The organism is Alphaproteobacteria bacterium, assembly GCA_033344895.1.
Taxonomy (GTDB): domain Bacteria; phylum Pseudomonadota; class Alphaproteobacteria; order UBA8366; family Aestuariispiraceae; genus Pacificispira.
On record JAWPMN010000001.1, the window covers coordinates 1,419,500 to 1,441,218 of the forward strand.

Below are 21,719 nucleotides of genomic sequence, written 5' to 3' on the forward strand. Positions count from 1 at the left end.
GATGGTTCAGAGGGTGGGGCGCCTGTTTGGCGCATTCGAGGACTGGCGGCTGCGGATCGGCGTCTCCGTCGGTTTCGGGATCATGTTGCTGGTCCTGATCGCGGTACAGCAATTCACGACCGAGTCGGAGCGGCGGGCCTATGCCTATCTGACCCGGACCAATCACTGGATCGCCAGCGAGATGCAGCGCGAACTGCTGGGCTTCATCGTCGACCTGGACGGCTATGTTCTGGGCGAGGATGTCACGCGCGCCGACATGATCCTGAAATACGACCTGCTGTGGAGCCGCTTTCCGGTCTTCTTTACCGGACCGGAAGCCGCGACGGCGCGGAGCGTTCCCGGGGCCTATGAAACGGTCCAATCCCTGTTCCAGGCGGTGCGGTCGATCGAGGCCGATGTGGAGCAGCTGCGACCGGGCGATCTGGAAAGCCGGAACCGAATCGTCCGCGCGCTGACGCCCTATCGCCCGGCGCTGCACGAGATCACGCGGACGGTGGCGATCGGTGACAAACGGGCGGAGCTGTTGGAAGAACTGCTGGAAATCGATTCCTTCCACTTCTATTCGACCCTGGCCATTTTCATGATGGGCGGGGCCGTCGTGATGCTGCTGCTGTTCGAAGTCCGACGCAGTGAGAAGCGGGCGGACGGCGAACGGCGCGCCCGGGCCGCTGCTGAGGCGGCGAGCGAGGCCAAATCCCGCTTCCTGAGCAATATGAGCCATGAGTTGCGCACCCCGCTGAATGCCATAATCGGCTTCTCGGAGATCACCAGCGGAGAACTTTACGGCCCCGTCGGCTCCCCGAAATACCGGGAATGCGCGGAGAGCATCTCCAGCAGCGGTCGGCACCTGCTGACCATCATCGAGGACATTCTGGACATTGCCCGGATCGAGGCGGACGCCCTGGCCGTCAACCGCGAGCGCTTTGAGGCCGGCCAACTCCTACGGGAGTGTCTGATCATGTTCTCGGAAGAGGCGCGGCGAAAGAATATCAATATCCGGACAAGCCTGCCCCGGCTGAAGAACGAAGTCTTTACCGACCGGCGCCTGCTGAAGCAGACCTGCATCAACCTGCTGTCGAACAGCCTGAAATTCACCCCGGCCGGCGGCGATGTCCTGATCGGCATGCGGGTCGAGGGCGAAACCGCCATCCTGTTCGTGGAAGACACCGGACCCGGCATTCCGAAGGACGAGATCGACGATGTCGTCCGCCCGTTCTATCGGTCGGGAAAGAACGGACAGCAGAATCTGGGTGGAACCGGGCTGGGCCTGTCTCTGGTCAAGTCCTTCGCGGAGTTGCAGGGCGGCCGGCTTCAGATCGAAAGCGCCGTCGACAAGGGAACAAAGGTTCAGGTCGTCCTGCCGAAAGCGGTTCCCTCCGCCCGGGAAGATTCCGACCAGGTCTGACCGCTATTCGGCTGCCTCAGCGACCGGATCGATGCGGTCGCGGGTATAGTCCGCCACGGCACGGATCAGTTCCGTCAGCGTATGACGCAGGGTATCGAAGCCGCGCCCCGGCTTGATCGTCTGTTCATCCAGATAGAGCGCCCGGTTGATCTCGATCTGAAGACTGTGCCGGCCTTCGGTGGGCGCGGCATAGGCACGGACCAGTTCGGCCCCGCGATAGGGGTCGTTCAGGCGCACGGAATAGCCCATCGCCTCCAGCGTATCGCGCACGAAGACGGTGAAGTCGCGACCACAGGTCGTACCGTCCCGGTCGCCCAGAACGAAATCCGCCCGCATGCCGGCGCGGCCCGGAATATACGGGCTGCTCGTCGACGGCATGGAATGACAGTTCAGATGCCAGACCTGCCCATGGGTGATGTGCAGGCGTCGGATCTCCGTCTCCAGCGTCTCATGATAGGGCAGCCAGTATTCGTTGATCCGGCGGCGCACCGCGTCCACCGGCAGCTTGCCGGGATACAATGGCCGGTCGGGTGGATAAGTCTTCCAGACCAGCCCGTGACCCAGGCGCGACTTCTCCGAAGGGCGGATCGTCTCCGGCCAGGGGCTCAACAGCATGGCGGGGTCGAGGTCGGTCGCGGCCCGGTTCGCGTCGATATAGGTCCGCGGAAAGCGCGCGTTCAGCAGCGTCGCACCAAAATCCGGCGCCCGCTCGAACAGACTGTCGACATAGGCGTCTTCCACGCGGCGCAGATCGTGGCGCCCGACCAGCGGCTGGAAATCTTCCGGATAGTCCCGGCCGGAATGCGGCGAATCCAGAATCAGCGGCACGCCCTCCGATTCCGGAAGCGTCAGATCGAGTACGCCTGGAACTTCATACCGCATGCCTGTCGGGAATTCCTCTGGAAGCGTTTCTGTAACAATCCTGCCCGATGGAGATAGCAACGCAACGCCCAGAATCAAAGCGCCTTGTGGTCGCGGCCGGGATTTTCGACCGCACGCGCCATGGACAGGGCCGCGGCGCGCTGTCTATAGTCCGCGCCGACAGGAACCATTCGCTCAGCGGGGACTAAGACATGGCCGGTAACATCGACGCGCGCTTGCAGGAACTGGGACTGGACCTTCCCGACCCGCCGAAGGCCGCAGGCGCCTATGTCGGCTATGTCCGGACCGGCAACCAACTGTTCGTGGCCGGGCAGATCCCGCTGTGGAACGGCGAATTGCGTCATGTCGGCAAGGTCGGGGTCGACCTGACCGTCGAGCAGGCTCAGGAAGCCGCGCGGGTCTGTGCCCTGAACATCATCGCCCAGGCGAAGGACGCGCTGGACGGCGATCTGGACCGGGTCGTGCGGGTCGTGAAGCTGGGCGGATTCGTGAACTGCCCGCCTGATTTCACCCAGCATCCCCAGGTCATCAATGGCGCATCGAACCTGATCGGCGACATCTTCGGGGAAAAGGGCGCCCATGCCCGATTCGCCATGGGCGCCGGATCGCTGCCGATGAATGTCGCGGTGGAAATCGATGCGGTGATCGAGGTCGATTAGACCGTTCGCCCGAACCGCATCCTAGGCCGGGTCGGTGATCCGCAGGCCGTATTCCAGGCTGGCGTCAACCAGCCAGTGATGCAGATCCGGTGCGAAGGAGCGGGCGCAGAAGATGTCGGCGCCCGTCGCGCCGCGCCCGAACACCGTCACCGTGAAATGGCCCAGCATCGTCCCGACGCAATCGCCGTCCCCGAAAGCGTCAAAGTCGATTGTCGATCCCTTTGCCAGGACACTGCGCAGCGCCGGCCCCTCCAGGCGCCAGCAGACCCTGGAATGTCCCTGATCCGTGATCGCCGCCCAGTCCGTCGGAATCGATCTGCCAATCGCGGCGTGCAGATCGCGCGTCTCCTTCTCGACCACCAGCCAGCGCCGGGGTCCGACCCACAGGATCGCACGCTGACCTACCTCAACGCCGCGCAGGGCCTCCGGCGGGGTGATGTCGAAATCCTGACGCAGCGCATGCTGAACTTCGCCCTGCCTCTCGGCCCAGGCATCGATGTGAACGATGGCCAGTCCCCGCCGTTCCGTCATGACGATGCCGGGCGCGTCGTCGGCGACCCACCCGAAATCCCCGGACTGATAATGCCCTTCAAGGGCGGAGCGGCGCGGCGGCGTTTGAATGTCAGCCATGGAGGCGCTTCCCTTCCGGATCAACGAAATGCGGACTGCGTACCGTTGCGGGGACATAGAGGTTCTTGAGCGGATAGGCGACCAGCACCGTATCGCCTTCCCGCGTCAGCCCCCCCTCCAGCAGGCCGAGCGCGATCGGCGTATCCAGTTCCGGGCTGAAACCGTTGGAGCTGACATTGCCGATCATCTTCACCGGGCGGGGCTTGTCGCGGTCGGCAACCTCGATGATCTGGGCGCCGTTGGGCAGGGAGGACCGGCCATCGACCGGAACCAGACCGACCAGTTTCTTGCGGTCCGGGCCGGTCAGGCCGGGGCGCTGTGCCAGGGCCTTTCCGATGAAATCCTTCCTGGTCGACATCATTTTGCCCAGGCCCAGATCGTCGGCGGTGGTGCGTCCGTCCAGTTCGGCGCCGGCGACGTGGCCCTTCTCGATGCGCATATTGCCCAGCGCCTCCAGCCCATAGGGTACGATGCCGAATTCCTTGCCTGCCTCCATCAGCGTTTCCCAGACCAGGCGGCCATAGTCACTCGGCACGTTGATCTCATAGGCCAGTTCCCCGGAAAAGCTGATCCGGAACAGGCGCGCCGGGATGTCGTCCGTGACCGCCTTGCAGGATGCGCAGGCCATGAAGGGGAAGGCCGCATCGGACAGATCGATATCGACGATACGCTGCATCAGCGCCCGGCTGTTCGGCCCCGCCAGCGCGATGGCCGCATATTGTTCGGTGACGCTGACCACCTTCACCCGCAGATCCGGCCAGACGGCCTGAAGATAGAATTCCAGCTTGGCCATGACGGTGACGGCATTGGCCGTGGTCGTGGTCATGACATAGTGGTTCTCGCCCAGCCGCGACGTCGTGCCGTCGTCCTGAACCAGCCCGTCCTCACGCAGCATCAGGCCGTAGCGCGCCTTGCCGACCGGCAGCTTCGCGAAGCCGTTCGTGTAGATCCGGTTCAGGAGTTCCCCGGCGTCCGGGCCCTGGATGTCGATCTTGCCCAGGGTCGTGACATCGCAGATCCCGACGGAACTGCGGGTCTGCCGGGTTTCGCGGATATAGGCCTGACGCAGGGTTTCGCCCGGCGCCTCCGGATAGTATCGCGGCCGGTCCCAGAGACCCGCCGGAACCCATTCGCAACCGCGTTCCTGATGCCAGTCATGCATCGGCGAGCGCCGGCGGGGCTTGTAGTGTTGACCGCGTTCCGTGCCGCCCATCGCCCCGATGGCGATCGGGGTATAGGGCGGGCGGAAGGTCGTCGTACCGACCGCCGGGATCGGCTCACCGCGCAGTTTCGCCATGATCGCCAGCCCGGTGACGTTCGACGTCTTGCCCTGATCGGTCCCCATGCCCAGCGTCGTATAGCGCTTCAGATGCTCGACCGAGACATAGCCTTCGCGATGGGCCAGCCGGACATCATCGGCGCTGACATCGTCCTGATGATCGACGAACTTCTTCGGATGACCCGTCAACGGATCCGGCGCCTCCCAAAGCGGTTCCGGGGGGGCCGGGGTTTCGGCCTCGACCCGGGGCAGGTCGATCGCACGATCCAGGGAATGTCCCGTCAGCGCCGCGGCCTGGGTGCCGCGCGCGAGGCCGTCGGACAGCACCGACGCCAGGCTGAACCGGCCCGCCGCGGACCCGGCAGAGGATTCCGGCCGTTTCGGCGCGCCCGGTAGGAAACAGTTCAGCTTCCCGTTCCAGATCGGTTTCGCCCCGGTCTGGCTGGAGAGATGCACATTCGGTTGCCAGCCGCCGGAAATCGCCAGCAGGTCGCAATCCAGTCGCCGCGCGGGTCCGCCCTCGACCGGGGCGACATCCACGGCCTGCAGCCCGAAATGGCCATGGGTGTTCACCACCGCCTGACCGGTCAGGATCGCGACACCCTTGCCCCGCGCCCGATCGATCAGGGCGGAACGCGGGTCCCGGCGCGCGTCGACGACGGCAACCACACCGCCCCCGGTATTCAGCACGTCCAGCGCCGTTCGGTAGGCATCGTCATTGTTGGTGAAGATCACGGCACGCCGGCCCGGCAGCACCCCGAATTCGTTGATATAGGCACGCACCGCACCGGCCAGCATGACGCCCGGCCGGTCATTGTTGCCAAAAACCAGCGGCTGTTCGGTCGCGCCCGTGGCCAGGATCACCTGCTTTGCCCGGAACCGCCACCAGCGCTGACGCGGCAGATGCGCCGGCGGCACCGACAGATGATCCGACACCCGCTCCACCGCACCGATCAGATTGCCGTCGTAATAGCCGAAAGCGGTGGTCCGCGTCAGAAGCCTGACATTGGGGAGCGCCGCCAACCTGGCAACGGTCCGTGCCACCCATTCCCCCGCCGGTTCGTCACCAATCCTGTAGGCATCCTGATTCAGCCGCCCGCCGAAACGCGATGTTTCATCGACCAGGATCACCCGGGCCCCCGTTTCCGCCGCGGCCAGCGCGGCGCTGAGCCCCGCCGGACCGCCGCCGACCACCAGAACGTCGCAATGGGCGTGCATGCGGTCGTAACGATCGGGATCCGCTTCGCCCGATGCCCGGCCCATCCCGGCCGATTTGCGAATGATCCTTTCAAAGAACATCCACAGCTTCGTATTGGCGAAGGGGCCCATGAAGGTCTTGTAGTAGAAGCCCGCCGGAATGAACCGGGCGATCATCTGATTCAGGGCCTGAATGTCGTATTTCAGACTGGGTGCGCGGTTCTGACTTTCCGCGACCAGCCCGTCATAGAGTTCCGCTACCGTCGCACGGGTGTTCGGTTCCCTCCGGGCGCCCTCCCGCAGGGCGACCAGGGCATTCGGCTCCTCCACGCCGGCGGAAAAGATGCCGCGCGGACGGTGGTACTTGAAGCTGCGGGCCACCAGCTTGACCCCGTTTGCCAACAGGGCCGATGCCAGGGTGTCGCCCTTGTATCCGGTGTATTCCCGGCCATCGAAGGTGAAGCGCATCGGCTCCCTTCGCTCGATACGCCCGAACCCGTCGAGGCGGTTGGGTTGTTCGCTGCCCATCACGCGCCCTCCCCGCCGGCTTCGTCAGATCCGGTTTCATCGGGCATCGGCCCGGCCGCCGGCCCGCAGGCCAGGATTTCATGGGTCAGCGTATTCCGCTCGACGCGGATCCACCGCCGGCAACCAGCGACGTGATGCCAGTATTCGACATGCGGACCGCGCGGGTTATCACGCTGGTAGACGGCGTCGAACCAGGCGTCCTGGCCAACGGTGATGTCCGGCACGGCGACACTGGCATCGCCGCCATAGCTGAACTCGACGACATCGCGTTCGCCGCAATGGGGGCAGGTGAAGCGGAACATTCCGTCCGTCCTCCTTAATGGTGGCCCGGGATCGGCCCGGCCCCGCGCTCGTCGACCATCCGACCGTCACGGAAACGCGCCAGATCGAGATCGCGGTTGATCCAGTGGGGTTCGTCATGGGCGATGGTATGGGCAAAGACCCATCCGGAACCCGGCGTCGCCTTGAACCCTCCATAGCACCAGCCGCCGTTGAGATAGAGGCCCTTCACCGGTGTCTTGCCGATGATCGGGCTGCCATCCATCGACATGTCCATCACCCCGGCCCAATGGCGCAGCATCCGGATTCGCCCGATGGACGGCATCAGGGCCATCCCTTCCTCTCCCAGATGTTCGACCAGCGGCAGGTTGCCGCGCTGCGCATAGGAATTGTAGCCGTCCAGGTCGCCACCGAAGACCAGCCCCCCCTTGTCGGACTGACTGATGTAGAAATGTCCGGCGCCGAAGGTGACCACCCCGTCGATGAAAGGTTTCAGGGGCTCGGACACGAAGGCCTGCAGCAGATGGCTTTCGATCGGCAGCGTCAGCCCGGCCAGCGCCGCGACCTGACTGGTATGTCCGGCAACCGCCATGCCGATCTTTTCCGCCTTGATCGGTCCGCGCGTCGTCTGAACCCCCTTCACCGCACCGCCCTGGATGTCGAAACCGGTCACCTCGCAGTTCTGGATGATATCGACACCCAGGCTGTCGGCGGCCCGTGCAAACCCCCAGGCGACCGCGTCGTGGCGCGCCGTGCCCCCGCGCGGCTGCAGCAGGCCACCGACAATGGGAAAACGCGCATTGTCGGAAAAATCCAGCACCGGCGCGTAGCGACGAACCTGCTCGCGGTCCAGCAATTCGGCATCGATCCCGTTCAGCCGCATCGCATTGCCGCGCCGCGCATAGGCATCCATCTGCGCGTCGCTATGGGCCAGGTTCAGGACCCCGCGCTGCGAGAACATTACGTTGTAGTTCAGATCGACCGACAGGCCTTCCCACAGTTTCAGCGAATGCTCATAGAAATGGGCGTTCGCCTCCAGCATGTAGTTGGACCGCACAATGGTCGTGTTGCGGCCCGTATTGCCGCCGCCCAGCCAGCCCTTCTCCAGCACGGCGATGTTGGTCATGCCATGCAGTTTGGCCAGATAGTAGGCGGTCGCCAGGCCATGGCCGCCCCCGCCGATGATGATCGCGTCATATTCGGGCTTCGGCTCCGGGTCACGCCATGCGCGCACCCAATGCTTCTGCCCGGTCAGTCCGCCCTTGAGGACACTGAAAACGGAATACCGGGACATGGCGAGTTCAATCACTCCTGAAACGGCGGCAGGGCTGAAGTCGCGGATACCCCAAGACTTAGACCAGCGCGAATGCAGGCTATCTAAATCGAATCGCGCGGCAAGCGACACGTTGGAATCCGTCCCGGATCATTCAAATCTCGCCATCTTTGGCCTGGAACCGACAGATTACTCCACCAGCGCTCTGGCACCGCCATGTTGATCCCAGTCCGACCAGCCCGGAAACCGTATCGGCGGCAGAGTTTCCCGCTGGCGCAAATGCTCCGACCAGCCGGCGAGCTGATCGGCGCGCAGCGCCTCGGCGGCGCCCTCATCGCGATAGGAAAATCCATGCCCCTGCACACCATAGGCCGCAAAAGGCGGCAGGATCGTGAAGCCCAGATAGTGCAAGGAGTAATGAACCGGCCACAGGATCTGCGCAAGGTCGCCGCCGCCATCCGCGACGGGGCCGGCGCCGGAATTCTGCCCTGCTATCTGGCCGGCATGTCCGGCTGATCCTCGTCGCGCACCGCGACAGGAGCCGAGTGTGGGTCCTTCGGCTGTGACGGCCGGGGCGACAGATCGCTGAAGGCCTAGGCCTCTCGAATCGCCCGGCGATCAGGCATGGTTCGTCGGCCGGAAACTGCTTCGGACCAGGTCGCCGAGACGCGCGACCTGTGCCGGCAGGACGCGGGCTTTTCGCTGGATCAGCCAGAGGTCGCTGACCACCGGCTCGTCCAGTTCGACCACTTTCAACCGATCGCGGCGGTGAAATGCCTCATAACCGCTGCGCGGCAGGATCGTGTAGCCAATTCCTTGGGCGACGGGTTCCAGGATCTGCCCGATCTGATTGACATAGCTTCGTACCCTCAGGCTTTCCGCCCCCCGAAAATCCGCCGGATAGTTCGCCGCCAGAACCTGTTCGGCATAGCCCGCCCCGTCGGGATGGGCGATGAACCCAAGTTCCTGCAGCCGCGCAAAATCCGGCGCTGCCGGCGCCGAGTTGGGAAGGATCAGGCACAGTTCATCCTGACCAATCCGGGTACCGGTCAATCTGGCACCTGTCGGGGCAGTATCGACGATACCCAAGTCGAACGCGCCCTGTTGCACACCGTCGACAATGCGGCCCTGCGGCGCGGCCTCGAGCCGGATCTGCAAGCCTGGAGCGTCCCGCATCAATGTCAGGCACGACGGGTAGAGCAGCAGAGCCAGACTTCCCGAGCAGGCGAGCGTTGCCGCGCCGGTATCGGGGTCATCCCATGCCAATGCCGCGCGCAGCCGCCTTTCCTCCTCCCGCCGACTCCGCCCCAGGGCAAGAACCGCTTCGCCCGCCGGCGTCGGCACGAAGCTCTTTCCATCGCGGGACAGCAGCGCCTGGCCGACCTGCTGTTCAAGCTTTTGCAGATGCTGCGACACACCGGGCTGGGTCATGTTGAGACGCCGGGCGGCACGCGTGAAATGGCCTTCATCGCAAAGCGTTACATAGGTTTCCAGCCAGGTGGCGTTCAACATCGTTATTTCATTTTGTTATCATAATTAGTCATAATGATAATTTCATTATTCGACTTGGGCCGTCCAGATTCCTGTCATCGGTCAGGCGACAGAAATCACAGGAAAGGAATCAGCCATGTCGAATGTCACCCCCCGCACCTTCTCTCATATCGGGCTTTCGGTTCCAGATCTGGACGCCGCCGTTGCCTTCTATCGCGACGTTCTGGGCTTCTACGTCATCATGGAACCGACGCGCATAACCGAGGATGACAGCCCGATTGGCGTCATGTGCACGGACGTCTTCGGGCCCAACTGGGGGTCCTTCCGAATTGCGCATATGGCGACGGCGGACCGGATCGGGATCGAGTTGTTCGAATTTCCGGACAACTACCAACCGGAAGACAATCTGCAGCATCGGCAGATCGGCATGTTTCATTTTGCCGTCCAGGACCCGGATCTGGAGGGCCTGCTGCAGCGCATCGTCGATGCCGGCGGCAGGCAGCGCATGCCGGTACGCGAGTATTTTCCCGGCGAGAAGCCCTATCGCATGGTCTATGTCGAGGATCCGTTCGGCATCGTCTTCGAAATCTACTCGCACAGTTACGAACTGACGTACTCCGCGGGCGCCTATAGTTGATCGGGCGCACCAGCCGGAAACAATGAAAGTGGCGGCGGGCGCGGGCCCGCCGCCGACTGGTTTTTGCCGACTGGCTTTCCCCGTCTGGTTCTCGCCGCTTAGTCCTCGCCGCGTAGCCGGTCGATCTCGCGCCGTTCCTTCTTGGTCGGACGTCCGGCGCCTTCATCACGGACCGCGACCGGGGCCGGGCGGTCCACCTTGGGTTTGGGCTGCGGCGGCGACAGATCCGAATAGAGCGCCTGGGCTTCGGGCGCCGGTCCACGGCGTTCCGCCAGTCCCAGAATTTCGATCACGCGAACATGCGGGCCCTGGGGAAAGGTCAGAACATCGCCCGCTGTCACCGAGTGGCTGGGCTTTCGGACCGGCTGGCGGTTGATCCGGACATGACCTGCCGAGACAACATCTGAGGCCAGGCTGCGCGTCTTGAAAAATCGCGCGTGCCAGAGCCATTTGTCGATACGCTGCTTGGTCATCGGTCGGCGGAACACCCGGCAGTGGGAAACGGATCGCACCCTTCGAACCCGCAACAAGTATCCCCGATTCCCCTGGCGGAATGCGAGGGAATTCAGACCAGAAGGCGCTTGCCGGCCGGCGTTTCGATTTCCGCGACCAGCCCGGCCTCCGCGGCATGCGCGAAGGACAGCCGGTCGTCCGCCAGATAATCCTGTGCGAAGGAGTCGACCGGCGTTATGTCCGGGTGGCCAATGCGCAGCATGGCAAGACGGCACCCCAGATCGACCATGGCCTCCGCCGGATGCGGTCCCGGCGGCCATTCGATCAGGGTAGGAAAGGCGCCATCCATCGGCAGAGACCCGTCCGGCGGGACTGAAATGCGCCAGTTCAAGGTTCCGCGCGTGATCGATTCCGCCCGACCCGCGACCGGATACCGGGTCAGCGCCGCGTCCAGATCGGTGACGCCGACCACCCAGGTCGCCAGCCGCGTCGACCCGGGTCGATCCAGACCGAACCAGCGCGGACGCCCCGGCGCGGGCGCATCCGGATCTGGCGCCACGATCTCCAGAAACAGTCCGGGGCCCAGTCGCATCAGGCAGTTATGGGTGCTCATCTGGACATGCGCGCCGCCGGCCGGGACAATCACGCCCAACGCGTTTTCGACATGGCGGACACCCGCGGCAAGGTCGGCTGAGACGACGGTGATGTGATCCAGACGATAGGTCATGACGATCCTTACTGTTCGAAAAAATCCGATAGCGCCGCGAACGCGTCTTCTGGGGCCTCCTCGGGAATGAAGTGACCACCCGGTACCGGCGCCAATGTGAGATCCGGGGCCCAGCGTGCCCAAACCTCCCCCATGTCGAAATGGCGCCCCGCGACACCATCCGTGCCCCACATTACAAGGGTCGGGCACATAATCCGGCGCCCGGACCGGCGATCGGCGCGGTCGTGGTCGCGGTCGATCGTGAAGCCGGCCCGAAAGCATTCGCACATGGCGGACACGGACGCCTCACTTGCAGCGGATTGCAGATAGAGCGACAGGGCCCGGTCGTGATAAGGCACCGGTCCGGGGGATAGCCCGGTCAGGATTTCCCGCATGAAGCCCTGCGGGTCGCCGGCAATCAGTCGCTCCGGGCCCGGACGGGGCTGGGTCAGAAAGAAAAAATAGTAGTAGTCCTGCGCCAGATCGGCGGAAACGGCGTCATAGAAATCCAGGGCCGGTACAATGTCGAGAATCGCCAGCCGCGTTACCCGGTCGGGAAAGTCCAAGGCCAGGCGGCGGGCGACCCGCCCACCGCGATCGTGCCCGACCAGACCAAACCGGTCATGTCCAAGTTCATGCATCACGGCTGCCTGTTCCGCCGCCATGGCCCGTTTTGAATAGGGCAGATGATCCGCACAGGCACCCGGTTTGTGGCTTTCGCCCCGACCCCGCAGATCGGTCAGAACCACGGAATACCGTTCCGCAAGACGCGGCGCGATGAGGTGCCAGCACAGATGCGTCTGCGGATCGCCGTGCAGCATCAGCAAGGGCGGCCCTTCCCCCGCCGTCAGGACTTGGACCGGGCCATCGCCGACATCGATCCGATGCCGCCGGAATTCCGGCAAAAGGGCCGCGTCAGCCTGTTCATAGGGAGTCACGGATCCACCTCCCGTATTCGGCCAATCCATCCTCGTTCCGCGAAAAGAAGGCCCATTGGCCAATGCGCCGAACCGTAACAAACCCCGCGCGACGCAAGAGATCGAGATGACGGCTGGCCGTCGGCTGGGCCATTTCCAGCTTTTCCGCGATCAGGGTGACGCAAACGCCGATCTCCGCCGGGTCGCCGGTCACCTGATGCGCGAAGTGCCGGTCCGGCTCTTTCAGCCAGGCCAGAATGTTCATGCGGGCGTCGCTGGCCAAGGCTTTGGCCTGCTCAATTCGGTCAGCCATACTTCTGTGTATAGCTATATTGCTATTTACGCAATCATGTAATGATTTCTCCGCTGAAATCGGGCCATTCGGTCGTGATCAGCGGTTCCGGGCGGACTTCTTTTCGACGACGAGGTCCTGCAGGACCGCGAATGGGGAATCCGGATTGGGGCGTGCGGAGGCCGGTTTTGCCGCCTTCTGCTTCTTGTGCCCCTTCCTCTTGGCGCCGCGATTGCGCGAGACCGGCACAAAGACGGCACCGTTCGCGGCCGCCGTCTCGTCCGGCTTGAACCCCAGGGCGCGAAGGATGCCGGACAGGGCGGGGTCGCCTTCCGGCACACCGATCCGGGCGCAGAAGGCCGCATCGGGTTGAAGCGGCGTGCCCTTCTTGTGGTTCCGGATCTGGGCTGCCAATTGCTCCCAGCGGTCGAGCCGCAACGCGACCGGCCCCAGCGCCGCGTAGCCGAGAAGGGGCCAGACCTGTTCCGGCACGCGGTCGACCGGCAGGCTGGGGGCCGTGGCATTCGGGATTTCCGGCACGGGTCGACCGGCCGCCGCCGCCCACAGGATCGCCCGCGCGCGCACCGCCTTCACATCCAGAATGCCGGACAGATAGATCCAGTGGCGGCCAAGGCGCAGCCCGGCACGGGTCAACGCCGCACGGGCCGGTTCGCCCATCGCCTTGAGATTGTCCCGCGCCTCCCGCCGGGCGAGCGTCCCAAGCCCTTCACGCAGTTGGAACAGCAGCCCGCGGGCAGGCGAATCAAGCTCGTCCGCCGAAACCTTCGGCTCGTACAGAGCCGGCAGCCGACGGCGGAGATACCCGTCCAGAAATGCCTGGGCACGCAGCCGAACCCGTTCCGCAAGGGTCGAATCGGCCAGCGAATGGGACAGGAGGACACAGCGCGGCGACAACAGGGAATCGCCCCGCTCCACCCGGGCGATCTCCCGCCCCTGCCAGGTGACGCGGCCCTCCGGTGTCATGCCGAATGCCTGGTCCTCCGACTGTTCGACCGCGCGGACCCGCAAAGGCGCGTCCGATGCCAGCGCCCGATGGGCGGCGGCCATCAGAGCCTTCGCCTCGCGCCGGTCCGCGGCATCGTGCGGCAGGAAACGCAGCCCCTCCATATGGCCGACGACATGACCTTCGACAATGACCTGACCCTTGGCGTTGACGGCGGACAGCATCTCGGCCCCGTCGGCGCCGCGCGATCGGCCGATGACCGTGGCGCGACGATCGACAAAGCGGTCGGTCAGCCGCTGATGCAGCGCATCGGACAGGGAATCCTCGATCTGGCGGGTGCGCATCTGCCAGTCGGCCGCCCCGTCCAGCCAGTCCGCGCGGTGCGTGATGTAGGTCCAGGTGCGAATATGGGCCAGCCGCGCGGTCAGCGTATCGATATCCCCGTCGGTGCGGTCCAGGCGTTCGATATGGCCGGCCACCCAATCCCTCGGCAGGCGCCCGTCGCAGTCGACCAAATGCGTGAACAGGTTCGCCACCAGTGTCGCGTGATGTTCCGGCATCGTCTTGCGGAAATCCGGCACCTGGCAGACGTCCCAGAGCAACTGAACCCGGTCGCGGCTGCCGGTACGCCCCTGCACCCCTTCGTCGCGCATCAAGGCGGCCAGAACCAGCTGATCGTCGGCGTCGCGCGCCCGGATCAGCTCGTCGCGGCCGGAATATTCGTTCAGGCTGGCGTAGAGCCGTTTCGGCGTCGCGAAATCGAGGGACCGGTTGCGCCAGAAGAGGTGCTTCACCGGCGGATAGTCATGATCTTCGACGCGGCGCAGAATTTCCGGGTCCGGCGGCTTCATGTTGTTGGTGACGCCAAATGTGCCGTCATTCATGTGGCGCCCCGCCCGACCGGCGATCTGTCCGATCTCCGGTGCCGTCAACATCCGCCGCCGGGCGCCGTCGAACTTGCGCAACTGGGCGAAGGCGACATGGTCCACATCCATGTTCAGGCCCATCCCGATCGCATCGGTCGCCACCAGATAGTCGACTTCGCCTGCCTGGTACATCTCGACCTGGGCATTGCGGGTGCGCGGGCTCAACGCACCGAGCACGACCGCCGTTCCACCCCGCGTCTGACGCAATGCCTCCGCCAGTTCGTAGACCTGATCGACGGAGAAGGCGACGACCGCGCTGCGCCGTTTCAGGCGACTCAGCTTCTTTTCCCCGGCCCAGCTCAGGGTCGACAGCCGGTCCCGCCCCTCGATCATCGCATCGGGCACAAGAAGACGAATCATCTCCGTCATGCTGTCGGCGCCCAGGAACATGGTCTCCTGGCGTCCCCGGGCATGCAACAGCCGGTCGGTGAAGATGTGACCGCGTTCTGGATCGGCGCAGAGCTGGATTTCGTCGATGGCCAGGAAGTCGACGGACCGTTCCATCGGCATGGCTTCCACCGTGCAGACCAGGAAACGCGGATTCGGGGGGATGATCTTTTCCTCCCCGGTGATCAGCGCGACCGAGGCCCGTCCCACCCTGTCGACGATTCGGTCGTAATTCTCGCGCGCCAGAAGGCGCAGCGGAAACCCGATCATGCCGGTCGCGTGACCCAGCATCCGTTCCACGGCAAGGAAAGTTTTCCCGGTATTCGTCGGCCCCAGGACGGCGCGGATCGAGCCGCGGCGGTGCGATGACATCGCATGATGCGTTCCCGGACCGGGCACGTTTCGTCCTGTCATGTGGGTGAGCCTAGACGAATCTGGAGGACAGGTGAACCGGAACCCGTCGATTTCTGAACGGGTTCATTGATTTTTCATACGAACAATAAGTTGAACGATCAATCAATAAATGGTTCAATGATACAAGTATCTGATCTAAAGGGGATATGGGGTTCGGTGGCACGCCGCTCAATTGAAGAAATCCGTCGTCAGGAGTTGATCGAAGCCTGTCTGGCCGTCGTTGCGGAAGAGGGCCATGACGCCGCGACGACCCAGCGGATCGCCGCGCGGGCCGAGACCTCCGCCGGGATCGTGCACCACTATTTCGGCGACAAGGCGAGCCTGCTTCATGCTGCCATGCGCGCTGTCCGCATGCCTGTCGTCACCGCCTATCGCGACCGGCTGGAATCCGCGGGCATCGCCGACGGATCGGGACGCGCGGCGCTGTCCGCCTGTATCGATGCCCATCTGGACCCCGCAATCCTGACGGTCCGGCGGGCGGCCTGCTGGCTGCAGTTCACGTCGCGTGTTGCCTACGAGCCGGAATATGCCCGTATCCATGCTGCCGTGCGGTGCCGCCAGGTCGCAGCCCTGCGCCGGTCGCTGCGCGCCATGGCCGCCGATCCGGGCGCCGCACCGATGCTGGCCCTGCGCCTGGCCGTGATCATCGATGGATACTGGACGGAATGCGCCACGCGGGAAGGCGGCCTGCAGCCCGGGGAGGCCCGAACCGCCATCGATGCCATTCTGTCGGATTCCGTTTTGTAACCGACCGGATTGAGGGATAGGCTTCCTGCCATGATGCACCATTTGATCCGTTCATGCCTGCTGGCGCTGATTGTGGCGCTGACCGCGAGCTGCTACCTGCCCAACAAGTTCGAACTGACGATGCAGGTTGCCCCGGACGGGCGCTATTCGATCGCCTATGACGGCACGCTGACCCAGCTTCAGTTTCTGCAGCGGATCGGTACCGGCGAGTTGAAGGGTGACGCCATCGATGAGTATGTCGGCATCTACGAGAACGAGATGCGGCGCAATTCCGGCTTCAAGGAAGTCTCGTATCAGGGCAATGCCGAGTATCAGGTGAAGTATGAGAAGCAGGGCAGTCTGGCAAAGGAGAAGCAGTTCAGCTTCCCCTCCCGTCGGGGCATCATGCTGGGTCTGCGCCGGTGGACCGCGGAAAGCGCCCAAGACTACGTTGCCCGTTTCGAGGCGACCGGTCACCCGGCATTGCAATCGCTGGCGGAGGCCGGCTTCGCCCGCGAACCCCATATCATGGAGCTGTTCGGCGACCGCCTGCCCGCAAAGATGCGGCAGGATCTGATTGCCAATGGCTTCTGGATTCAGGGCGAAATCCGCGTCTGGACCGACGCCAAGGTCGGGTATCACAACGCCAATCAGGTGGTCGAGGGCAGTCCCAGCCTGTATGTCTGGAGCATCGACGACCTGAACGATCCATCACCGCACATGATCCTCGCCTGGACGCCGCCGCCGGGCGAATAGGCCAGGCAGCGGACGGCCCCAGGGACCACGCAACAGGACATCTCATGGAATTCACTCCCATTTTGCAGAGCCTGCTGGCCGGGTTCCCCTATCTGCTGCTGCATTTCGGGCTGACCCTGGCAATCTGGATCGCAGGCGTGCTGCTGTATGCCGTCTCGACGCCGTATCACGAGTTGGCACTGATCCGGCAGAACAATGTTGCGGCGGCGGTCACTCTGTCGGGGGCGATGCTGGGATTGGCAATTCCCCTGGCCTTTGCCATGGCGGCCAGCGTAAGCGCCGCCGACATCCTGGTCTGGGGCGCGGTGACGATCATCGTTCAGATTCTGGTCTACCGGGCCATCGACCTGGTGCTGCGCGGCCTGCCGAAACGTGTCGAAGCCGGCGAGATCGGCCCGGCGATTCTGGTTTCCGCCACCAAGCTGTCCGTCGCGGCATTCAACGCGGCGGCGGTGTCGGGATAGGCCGGACCCCGCCGCATGCGTCCGATCGACATCATCGCCCTGCTGATCATGTTCGGGGTGCTGGCGGCCTCGCTGCTGGGGCTGTTCGATGACGGTTCCCAGCCGCGGGAAGAACGTCGGCGGCCGGCACCTGCCGGCCCGGCCCTGCCCGACCCCAGCCCCCGGGACCCGGTGGTAATGGTCCAGGAAAGCGACCGCCGGGGAAACAGCGTCGGCACAGCATTTTCCCTGGATTCCGAAGGCGTATGGATGACCGCGCGTCATGTCGTCGAAGGGTGCAGCAAGGTCGGAATCCTGCGCGACCGGGAAAATGCGGTGCGCGTCCACCGGATCTGGATTCATCCGGATGCCGATCTGGCAATTCTGTCCGAGACCCTGAAGCGCCCCGCCCTGGCGTTTGCCGACCGCCTGCCGACACTCGGGGAAACCGGCTACGGAATCGGATATCCGCAGGGCAATCCGGGCGACGTGACCGGCACCCTGATCGGGCGCGCCGTTTCGGTCCGGAGCACCCGACAGGACAAGCGGGAGCCGATCCTGACCTGGGCGGAAACCGCGCGCTTCCCGGATTTCGAGGGATCGCTGGGCGGGATCAGCGGCGGCCCCCTCTTCGTTTCGGAAGGCCTGGTTGCGGGCGTGGTGATCTCCGGCTCGCCACGCAGAGGCCGTTTCAACACGGCGGCCCCGCGCAGCTTTCCCGCGGCCCTGGCGGCGGCCGGCCTGAGAAGGCAGGCAGATATTCGATTCTACCCCACCCCGGACGACATAAGCGAAAGCAGATTTGACGGGCTCGGAGACGCTCTGCGGAGTGCCGGCGCGGTCGCCCAGGTCTTTTGTCTGGTCGAATGAGGTAACCTGACACCGTCGGATGCAGCGGAAACCGTCGCGTTTTTAACCAAAACAGAAGACGAAACGACCTCCCGGCGGAACTTTCGTACGGGCTTATAAATTAATAAGGACAAAATTTTTTGCATTGTTTATCAATATTATCATACCGCAAATCAAAATATTGTGGTGTGACAACGACATGAACAATACAGTTAGATTTATCTAAATTTCGAAAATAATTTGAATTCCATTACAGAATAAATCCAACACTATTTCGATCATTATCCAATTCGATACTCATTGCTTTTCAAATCTGACTTTTTGAATGTCGACACCGGCAAACAGCCACCAAATCGGCAAGTCCGCCGAAATCGTGTCTTGCAGAGGTGAGGACAAAAACATGCTGACGAACAAACTGACAGAGTTCCTGAAAGACGAATCCGGGGCGACAGCCATCGAATACGGCCTGATCGCGGGTCTGGTCTCCGTCGCCGCCATCGGCGCGTTGCAGCTGATGGGCACGTCCCTGGTCGATATCTTCACGGTCGTCCAGACCGAGCTGGACAGCGCGGCGCAATCCGCGACCAGCAGTGGATCGGGCAGCGGCACGGGCGACGGCTCGACCAGCGGTACAGGCGGCTGATCGCATTTCCCTGGCCCTGTCGGGAATGGGGCGGGATTCGGCGCGGGGGATAATAGCGCCGTTTCCCGCCTCCCGGCGGCCGGGTGACCTGCAATCAACCCGCACCGAGAGGGACCGGTAGCGATGTTCGATCCACTTCTATCCTTGTGGCAGTCCGGGGATGCCCGGCACGCGGTTCTGATCGCCGGTATCGCACTGACGGTCTGGGCCGCGGCGACGGACCTCCGCCACTTCATCATTCCGAACAGAACGATTGTCGCGCTGTTTGCGGGCGGCGCGATTTGGATTCTGGTGTCCGGCGCCGCGCCCGGAACGCATCTTGCCGCATTCGCCACGGTACTGGCCCTCGGCTTTGCTGCCTATGCGCTCGGCTTCTTCGGCGCGGGGGATGCGAAACTGATGGCTGTCCTGGCCTTGTGGACCGGGCCTCAGGTCGCCGTCGCGCTGGTCCTGCAGACATTGCTGTTCGGCGCCATCCTGGCATTCGTGTGGATGCTGAGCCGCCCGGTCCGCACTCTGCTGATGGCGGCCGGCCTGCCGGTCGATCCCGACCCGCCCGCCCAGATCCCCTACGCCGTCGCCATCGCGGCGGCCGCGCTTTTCGCCTTTGCAGGCCTCTGGCCGCCGCTCGGCGTCTGAGAAGGAGACGGGCCATGCGTGTCAAACTGCTTCTTCTTCTACTGGTCGCCGGGGGCGCCGCCTTCGGCGCGGTGACGGTCGCGCGCGGCTGGCTGGAGGACCGCCGGGCAGAGCTGCTGGCGTTGCAGACCAGCACGCCGGTCCAGGTCGAGACCATCGACACCGTCGAGGTTCTGGTCGCAAGGGAGGATCTGCCGAGCGGCACTTTCCTGCATATCGATCAATTCGTCTGGACCCCGTTCCCCAGCGAGAACCTGCCTGAAACCTATCTGACCCGCGCGACGATGGGCGAAGAGGGCCTGACCGGCGCGGTGATCCGCGGTGCGATCACCTCCGGGGAGCCCCTGACCGTCGGCCGCGTGATCCGGCCGGGCGACCGCGGCTTCCTGGCGGCCGTGCTTCGGCCCGGGCTGCGTGCGGTTTCGGTGCCCGTCGACGCCACGACCGGCATCGCGGGCTTCGTCTTCCCCGGCGACAGGGTGGACCTGCTTCTGACCCATGAGGTCGAGCTGTCGCAGCGCATGAAGCGCTTGGCGACGGAGACCGTGCTGACCGACATCAGGGTGCTGGCCGTCGACCAGCGCACAGACGATACCGAGGGTGAACCGACCCTCGCCAAGACGGCCACGCTGGAAGTCGATTCCAAGGCGGCCGAAGTGATCGCCGTCGCCCTCAGAATGGGGCGCCTGTCCCTCGCTCTGCGCTCTCTGGCGCAGGATTCCGACGCCCTGGCGACGGCGACCCCTTCCCCTGACGCACAGACCTACACCTGGGACAGCCAGGCCAGCCGTCTGCTGCCCCCGATCTCCGCCCCGGCGCAACCGGTGCGGAGTGCGCCGGCAAGACCAGCCCCGCCCAAGGTCACCGTCACGGTGATCCGGCGCGGTGAAACGGAGACCGTCGAGTTCAGGGATACGGGATCATGACCCCCGGCATTCGAACCCTGGCACTGGCCCTGGCCGCGGTCGCCGGCACGGGATGGGGCATCGCGGCGCCGCCGGTCGCGACCCCGGTCCTGGCCGACACCCACACCGCCGACGCGCCGGGCCGCGCCGGACCGATCGCCCTCGATCTGGGGGCGGGCGAGATGCTGCAACTGGCCGGGCGCGCAACCGCCGTCTACGTCGCCAATGACGAGGTCGCGGATGTGCAGTTGCGGACGCCGATGCTGCTCTATGTGTTCGGCAAGGCTGCGGGTGAAACGACCCTGACCGTCATCGGCCAGAACGACGAGGTGCTGCTGTCGCGTCGTGTTCAGGTGCGTCACAACACGGTGCGACTGCAGGAACTGATCGCCATCATTCAGCCGGATGCGCAGGTCGATCTGGAATCGATCCGGCAGTCGCTGGTGATCTCCGGCCATGTGCCCAGCGCCGAGGCCGCGGAAGACATCTTTCAACTGGCGCGGACCGTGATCGGTGAGGACGGGCTGATCCTGAACCACATGCGCGTCGGGGCACCGAACCAGGTCAACCTGCGCGTCCGCATTGCCGAGGTCAGCCGCGAGACGACCAAGCGACTGGGCTTCAGCTGGGACATTCTGAAGACTGCCGGGGAATTCAGTTTCGGACTGGCGACCGGCGGCTTCATCTCCGGCGCGGTAGACGGATCCAGCATCCTGTCGCTGGCAAAGGACGGCAGCGGCTTCGACGTCAACGGCCTGATCGACGCGCTGGACGATCAGGGTTTGATTACCGTTCTGGCGGAACCGAACCTGACGGCGCTGAGCGGCGAATCGGCGAACTTCCTCGCCGGCGGCGAATTCCCGATTCCGGTCCCGGACGGCGACGACGGCGCGATCACCATCGTCTTCAAGAAATTCGGCGTCAGCCTGGCCTTCATGCCGGTGGTGATGGGCGACGGCCGCCTGCATATCAAGGTCAGCACGGAGGTCAGCCAGTTGGCGACGGCCGGGGCTGTTTCCTTCAACGGGTTCAACATTCCGGCCCTGACCGTCCGCCAGGCAACGACTACGGTGAACCTGAACAGCGGTCAGAGCTTCGCCATCGCGGGCCTGCTGCAGAACACCACCAATCAGGACGTGTCGGGGGTCACCGGGCTGGGCGACATCCCGATCCTGGGCGCCCTGTTCCGGTCCACCGATTTTCAGCGCGACGAGAGCGAGCTGGTGGTCATCGTGACGCCCTATGTGGTGCGCCCGACCTCCGGAAAGCTGGCACTGCCGACCGACGGTTTCGAGCCCGCATCCGACCGGGAACGGATGGCCAATGCCGCCGACCACAGCCCGCGCGTGCCGGATTCCCACAGAACCCCGCTGAACAGCGACGGAACCCAGGGCCTGAAAGGGCCCGGCGGATTCCTGTTGCGCTGAGGACGCACTGCC

23 protein-coding genes are annotated in these 21,719 nt (G+C 64.3%); 11 read left to right on the forward strand and 12 right to left on the reverse strand.

What is annotated here, in order from left to right:
• The first annotated feature begins 1 nt into the window (after nucleotide 1).
• The gene (locus tag R8L07_06920) at nucleotides 2-1,405 is read left to right on the forward strand and encodes a HAMP domain-containing sensor histidine kinase (GenBank protein MDW3205261.1); all 1,404 of its coding nucleotides are present in this window, start codon (nucleotides 2-4) and stop codon (nucleotides 1,403-1,405) included.
• A gap of 3 nt (nucleotides 1,406-1,408) precedes the next feature.
• Here the strand turns inward: R8L07_06920 and R8L07_06925 are convergent, their stop codons facing one another.
• On the reverse strand, nucleotides 1,409-2,287 hold the full coding sequence (locus R8L07_06925; GenBank protein ID MDW3205262.1) for an N-formylglutamate amidohydrolase: 879 nt from the start codon (nucleotides 2,285-2,287) through the stop codon (nucleotides 1,409-1,411).
• Nucleotides 2,288-2,478: 191 nt separating this feature from the next.
• Here R8L07_06925 and R8L07_06930 point away from each other — a divergent pair, with 191 nt between their 5' ends.
• A complete protein-coding gene (locus R8L07_06930; GenBank protein ID MDW3205263.1) occupies nucleotides 2,479-2,946 on the forward strand; it encodes a RidA family protein in 468 nt (155 codons plus the stop codon).
• A gap of 21 nt (nucleotides 2,947-2,967) precedes the next feature.
• Here the strand turns inward: R8L07_06930 and R8L07_06935 are convergent, their stop codons facing one another.
• The 6 genes from R8L07_06935 to R8L07_06960 all read right to left on the reverse strand — a co-directional run bounded on the left by R8L07_06935 (nucleotide 2,968) and on the right by R8L07_06960 (nucleotide 9,644).
• Nucleotides 2,968-3,576: a sarcosine oxidase subunit gamma family protein gene (locus R8L07_06935; GenBank protein ID MDW3205264.1), complete on the reverse strand. Its 609-nt coding sequence runs from the start codon at nucleotides 3,574-3,576 to the stop codon at nucleotides 2,968-2,970.
• Nucleotides 3,569-6,580: a sarcosine oxidase subunit alpha family protein gene (locus R8L07_06940; GenBank protein MDW3205265.1), complete on the reverse strand. Its 3,012-nt coding sequence runs from the start codon at nucleotides 6,578-6,580 to the stop codon at nucleotides 3,569-3,571. The genes R8L07_06935 and R8L07_06940 overlap by 8 nt, the downstream gene beginning before the upstream one ends.
• Complete coding sequence (locus R8L07_06945) at nucleotides 6,580-6,882, reverse strand: sarcosine oxidase subunit delta (protein ID MDW3205266.1); 303 nt, start codon at nucleotides 6,880-6,882, stop codon at nucleotides 6,580-6,582. Before R8L07_06945 ends, R8L07_06940 begins: the two co-directional genes overlap by 1 nt.
• A gap of 14 nt (nucleotides 6,883-6,896) precedes the next feature.
• Complete coding sequence (locus tag R8L07_06950) at nucleotides 6,897-8,153, reverse strand: sarcosine oxidase subunit beta family protein (GenBank protein MDW3205267.1); 1,257 nt, start codon at nucleotides 8,151-8,153, stop codon at nucleotides 6,897-6,899.
• A gap of 168 nt (nucleotides 8,154-8,321) precedes the next feature.
• Nucleotides 8,322-8,543 (reverse strand): hypothetical protein, encoded by a 222-nt coding sequence (locus R8L07_06955; GenBank protein ID MDW3205268.1) that lies wholly within the window; start codon nucleotides 8,541-8,543, stop codon nucleotides 8,322-8,324.
• A gap of 207 nt (nucleotides 8,544-8,750) precedes the next feature.
• The gene (locus R8L07_06960; GenBank protein MDW3205269.1) at nucleotides 8,751-9,644 is read right to left on the reverse strand and encodes a LysR family transcriptional regulator; all 894 of its coding nucleotides are present in this window, start codon (nucleotides 9,642-9,644) and stop codon (nucleotides 8,751-8,753) included.
• A gap of 115 nt (nucleotides 9,645-9,759) precedes the next feature.
• On the opposite strand from R8L07_06960, the gene R8L07_06965 reads away from it, so the two are divergent.
• A complete protein-coding gene (locus R8L07_06965) occupies nucleotides 9,760-10,260 on the forward strand; it encodes a lactoylglutathione lyase family protein (protein ID MDW3205270.1) in 501 nt (166 codons plus the stop codon).
• A gap of 98 nt (nucleotides 10,261-10,358) precedes the next feature.
• On the opposite strand, the gene R8L07_06970 is transcribed toward R8L07_06965, so the two are convergent.
• The 5 genes from R8L07_06970 to R8L07_06990 form a co-directional block, all read right to left on the reverse strand.
• Complete coding sequence (locus R8L07_06970; protein ID MDW3205271.1) at nucleotides 10,359-10,733, reverse strand: RNA-binding S4 domain-containing protein; 375 nt, start codon at nucleotides 10,731-10,733, stop codon at nucleotides 10,359-10,361.
• 92 nt (nucleotides 10,734-10,825) lie between these two features.
• On the reverse strand, nucleotides 10,826-11,440 hold the full coding sequence (locus R8L07_06975) for a VOC family protein (GenBank protein MDW3205272.1): 615 nt from the start codon (nucleotides 11,438-11,440) through the stop codon (nucleotides 10,826-10,828).
• Nucleotides 11,441-11,448: 8 nt separating this feature from the next.
• Nucleotides 11,449-12,357: an alpha/beta hydrolase gene (locus R8L07_06980; protein ID MDW3205273.1), complete on the reverse strand. Its 909-nt coding sequence runs from the start codon at nucleotides 12,355-12,357 to the stop codon at nucleotides 11,449-11,451.
• Entirely contained in the window at nucleotides 12,344-12,649 is a 306-nt protein-coding gene (locus R8L07_06985) for a metalloregulator ArsR/SmtB family transcription factor (GenBank protein ID MDW3205274.1), read from the reverse strand. The genes R8L07_06980 and R8L07_06985 overlap by 14 nt, the downstream gene beginning before the upstream one ends.
• A 78-nt stretch (nucleotides 12,650-12,727) precedes the next feature.
• Nucleotides 12,728-15,277 (reverse strand): helicase-related protein, encoded by a 2,550-nt coding sequence (locus tag R8L07_06990; protein ID MDW3205275.1) that lies wholly within the window; start codon nucleotides 15,275-15,277, stop codon nucleotides 12,728-12,730.
• Between the two features lie 198 nt (nucleotides 15,278-15,475).
• Here R8L07_06990 and R8L07_06995 point away from each other — a divergent pair, with 198 nt between their 5' ends.
• The 8 genes from R8L07_06995 to R8L07_07030 all read left to right on the forward strand — a co-directional run bounded on the left by R8L07_06995 (nucleotide 15,476) and on the right by R8L07_07030 (nucleotide 21,707).
• A complete protein-coding gene (locus R8L07_06995; GenBank protein ID MDW3205276.1) occupies nucleotides 15,476-16,066 on the forward strand; it encodes a TetR family transcriptional regulator C-terminal domain-containing protein in 591 nt (196 codons plus the stop codon).
• Between the two features lie 30 nt (nucleotides 16,067-16,096).
• Nucleotides 16,097-16,801, forward strand: coding sequence for a hypothetical protein (locus tag R8L07_07000; GenBank protein MDW3205277.1), 705 nt, complete (start codon nucleotides 16,097-16,099; stop codon nucleotides 16,799-16,801).
• A 44-nt stretch (nucleotides 16,802-16,845) separates the two neighbouring features.
• On the forward strand, nucleotides 16,846-17,265 hold the full coding sequence (locus R8L07_07005) for a DUF350 domain-containing protein (GenBank protein ID MDW3205278.1): 420 nt from the start codon (nucleotides 16,846-16,848) through the stop codon (nucleotides 17,263-17,265).
• Nucleotides 17,266-17,280: 15 nt separating this feature from the next.
• Nucleotides 17,281-18,114, forward strand: coding sequence for a serine protease (locus R8L07_07010; GenBank protein ID MDW3205279.1), 834 nt, complete (start codon nucleotides 17,281-17,283; stop codon nucleotides 18,112-18,114).
• A gap of 379 nt (nucleotides 18,115-18,493) precedes the next feature.
• Nucleotides 18,494-18,736, forward strand: coding sequence for a Flp family type IVb pilin (locus tag R8L07_07015; GenBank protein ID MDW3205280.1), 243 nt, complete (start codon nucleotides 18,494-18,496; stop codon nucleotides 18,734-18,736).
• A 123-nt stretch (nucleotides 18,737-18,859) separates the two neighbouring features.
• On the forward strand, nucleotides 18,860-19,375 hold the full coding sequence (locus R8L07_07020; protein MDW3205281.1) for a prepilin peptidase: 516 nt from the start codon (nucleotides 18,860-18,862) through the stop codon (nucleotides 19,373-19,375).
• 14 nt (nucleotides 19,376-19,389) lie between these two features.
• Nucleotides 19,390-20,301, forward strand: coding sequence for a Flp pilus assembly protein CpaB (gene cpaB / locus R8L07_07025; GenBank protein MDW3205282.1), 912 nt, complete (start codon nucleotides 19,390-19,392; stop codon nucleotides 20,299-20,301).
• Entirely contained in the window at nucleotides 20,298-21,707 is a 1,410-nt protein-coding gene (locus R8L07_07030; protein MDW3205283.1) for a type II and III secretion system protein family protein, read from the forward strand. Before cpaB ends, R8L07_07030 begins: the two co-directional genes overlap by 4 nt.
• The last annotated feature ends 12 nt before the right edge of the window (nucleotides 21,708-21,719 follow it).

Excerpts from the sequence above, each read along its gene's own strand:
- R8L07_06935 (MDW3205264.1), bottom strand. The coding sequence starts at position 3,576 with ATGGCTGACATTCAAACGCCGCCGCGCCGCTCCGCCCTTGAAGGGCAT.
- R8L07_07000 (MDW3205277.1), top strand. The coding sequence starts at position 16,097 with ATGATGCACCATTTGATCCGTTCATGCCTGCTGGCGCTGATTGTGGCG.
- R8L07_06975 (MDW3205272.1), bottom strand. The coding sequence starts at position 11,440 with ATGACCTATCGTCTGGATCACATCACCGTCGTCTCAGCCGACCTTGCC.
- R8L07_06945 (MDW3205266.1), bottom strand. The coding sequence starts at position 6,882 with ATGTTCCGCTTCACCTGCCCCCATTGCGGCGAACGCGATGTCGTCGAG.
- R8L07_06930 (MDW3205263.1), top strand. The coding sequence starts at position 2,479 with ATGGCCGGTAACATCGACGCGCGCTTGCAGGAACTGGGACTGGACCTT.
- R8L07_07020 (MDW3205281.1), top strand. The coding sequence starts at position 18,860 with ATGTTCGATCCACTTCTATCCTTGTGGCAGTCCGGGGATGCCCGGCAC.
- R8L07_06970 (MDW3205271.1), bottom strand. The coding sequence starts at position 10,733 with ATGACCAAGCAGCGTATCGACAAATGGCTCTGGCACGCGCGATTTTTC.
- R8L07_07010 (MDW3205279.1), top strand. The coding sequence starts at position 17,281 with ATGCGTCCGATCGACATCATCGCCCTGCTGATCATGTTCGGGGTGCTG.
- R8L07_06985 (MDW3205274.1), bottom strand. The coding sequence starts at position 12,649 with ATGGCTGACCGAATTGAGCAGGCCAAAGCCTTGGCCAGCGACGCCCGC.
- R8L07_06950 (MDW3205267.1), bottom strand. The coding sequence starts at position 8,153 with ATGTCCCGGTATTCCGTTTTCAGTGTCCTCAAGGGCGGACTGACCGGG.
- R8L07_07005 (MDW3205278.1), top strand. The coding sequence starts at position 16,846 with ATGGAATTCACTCCCATTTTGCAGAGCCTGCTGGCCGGGTTCCCCTAT.
- R8L07_06940 (MDW3205265.1), bottom strand. The coding sequence starts at position 6,580 with ATGGGCAGCGAACAACCCAACCGCCTCGACGGGTTCGGGCGTATCGAG.
- R8L07_06965 (MDW3205270.1), top strand. The coding sequence starts at position 9,760 with ATGTCGAATGTCACCCCCCGCACCTTCTCTCATATCGGGCTTTCGGTT.
- R8L07_07030 (MDW3205283.1), top strand. The coding sequence starts at position 20,298 with ATGACCCCCGGCATTCGAACCCTGGCACTGGCCCTGGCCGCGGTCGCC.
- cpaB (MDW3205282.1), top strand. The coding sequence starts at position 19,390 with ATGCGTGTCAAACTGCTTCTTCTTCTACTGGTCGCCGGGGGCGCCGCC.
- R8L07_07015 (MDW3205280.1), top strand. The coding sequence starts at position 18,494 with ATGCTGACGAACAAACTGACAGAGTTCCTGAAAGACGAATCCGGGGCG.
- R8L07_06960 (MDW3205269.1), bottom strand. The coding sequence starts at position 9,644 with ATGTTGAACGCCACCTGGCTGGAAACCTATGTAACGCTTTGCGATGAA.
- R8L07_06920 (MDW3205261.1), top strand. The coding sequence starts at position 2 with ATGGTTCAGAGGGTGGGGCGCCTGTTTGGCGCATTCGAGGACTGGCGG.
- R8L07_06990 (MDW3205275.1), bottom strand. The coding sequence starts at position 15,277 with ATGTCATCGCACCGCCGCGGCTCGATCCGCGCCGTCCTGGGGCCGACG.
- R8L07_06925 (MDW3205262.1), bottom strand. The coding sequence starts at position 2,287 with ATGCGGTATGAAGTTCCAGGCGTACTCGATCTGACGCTTCCGGAATCG.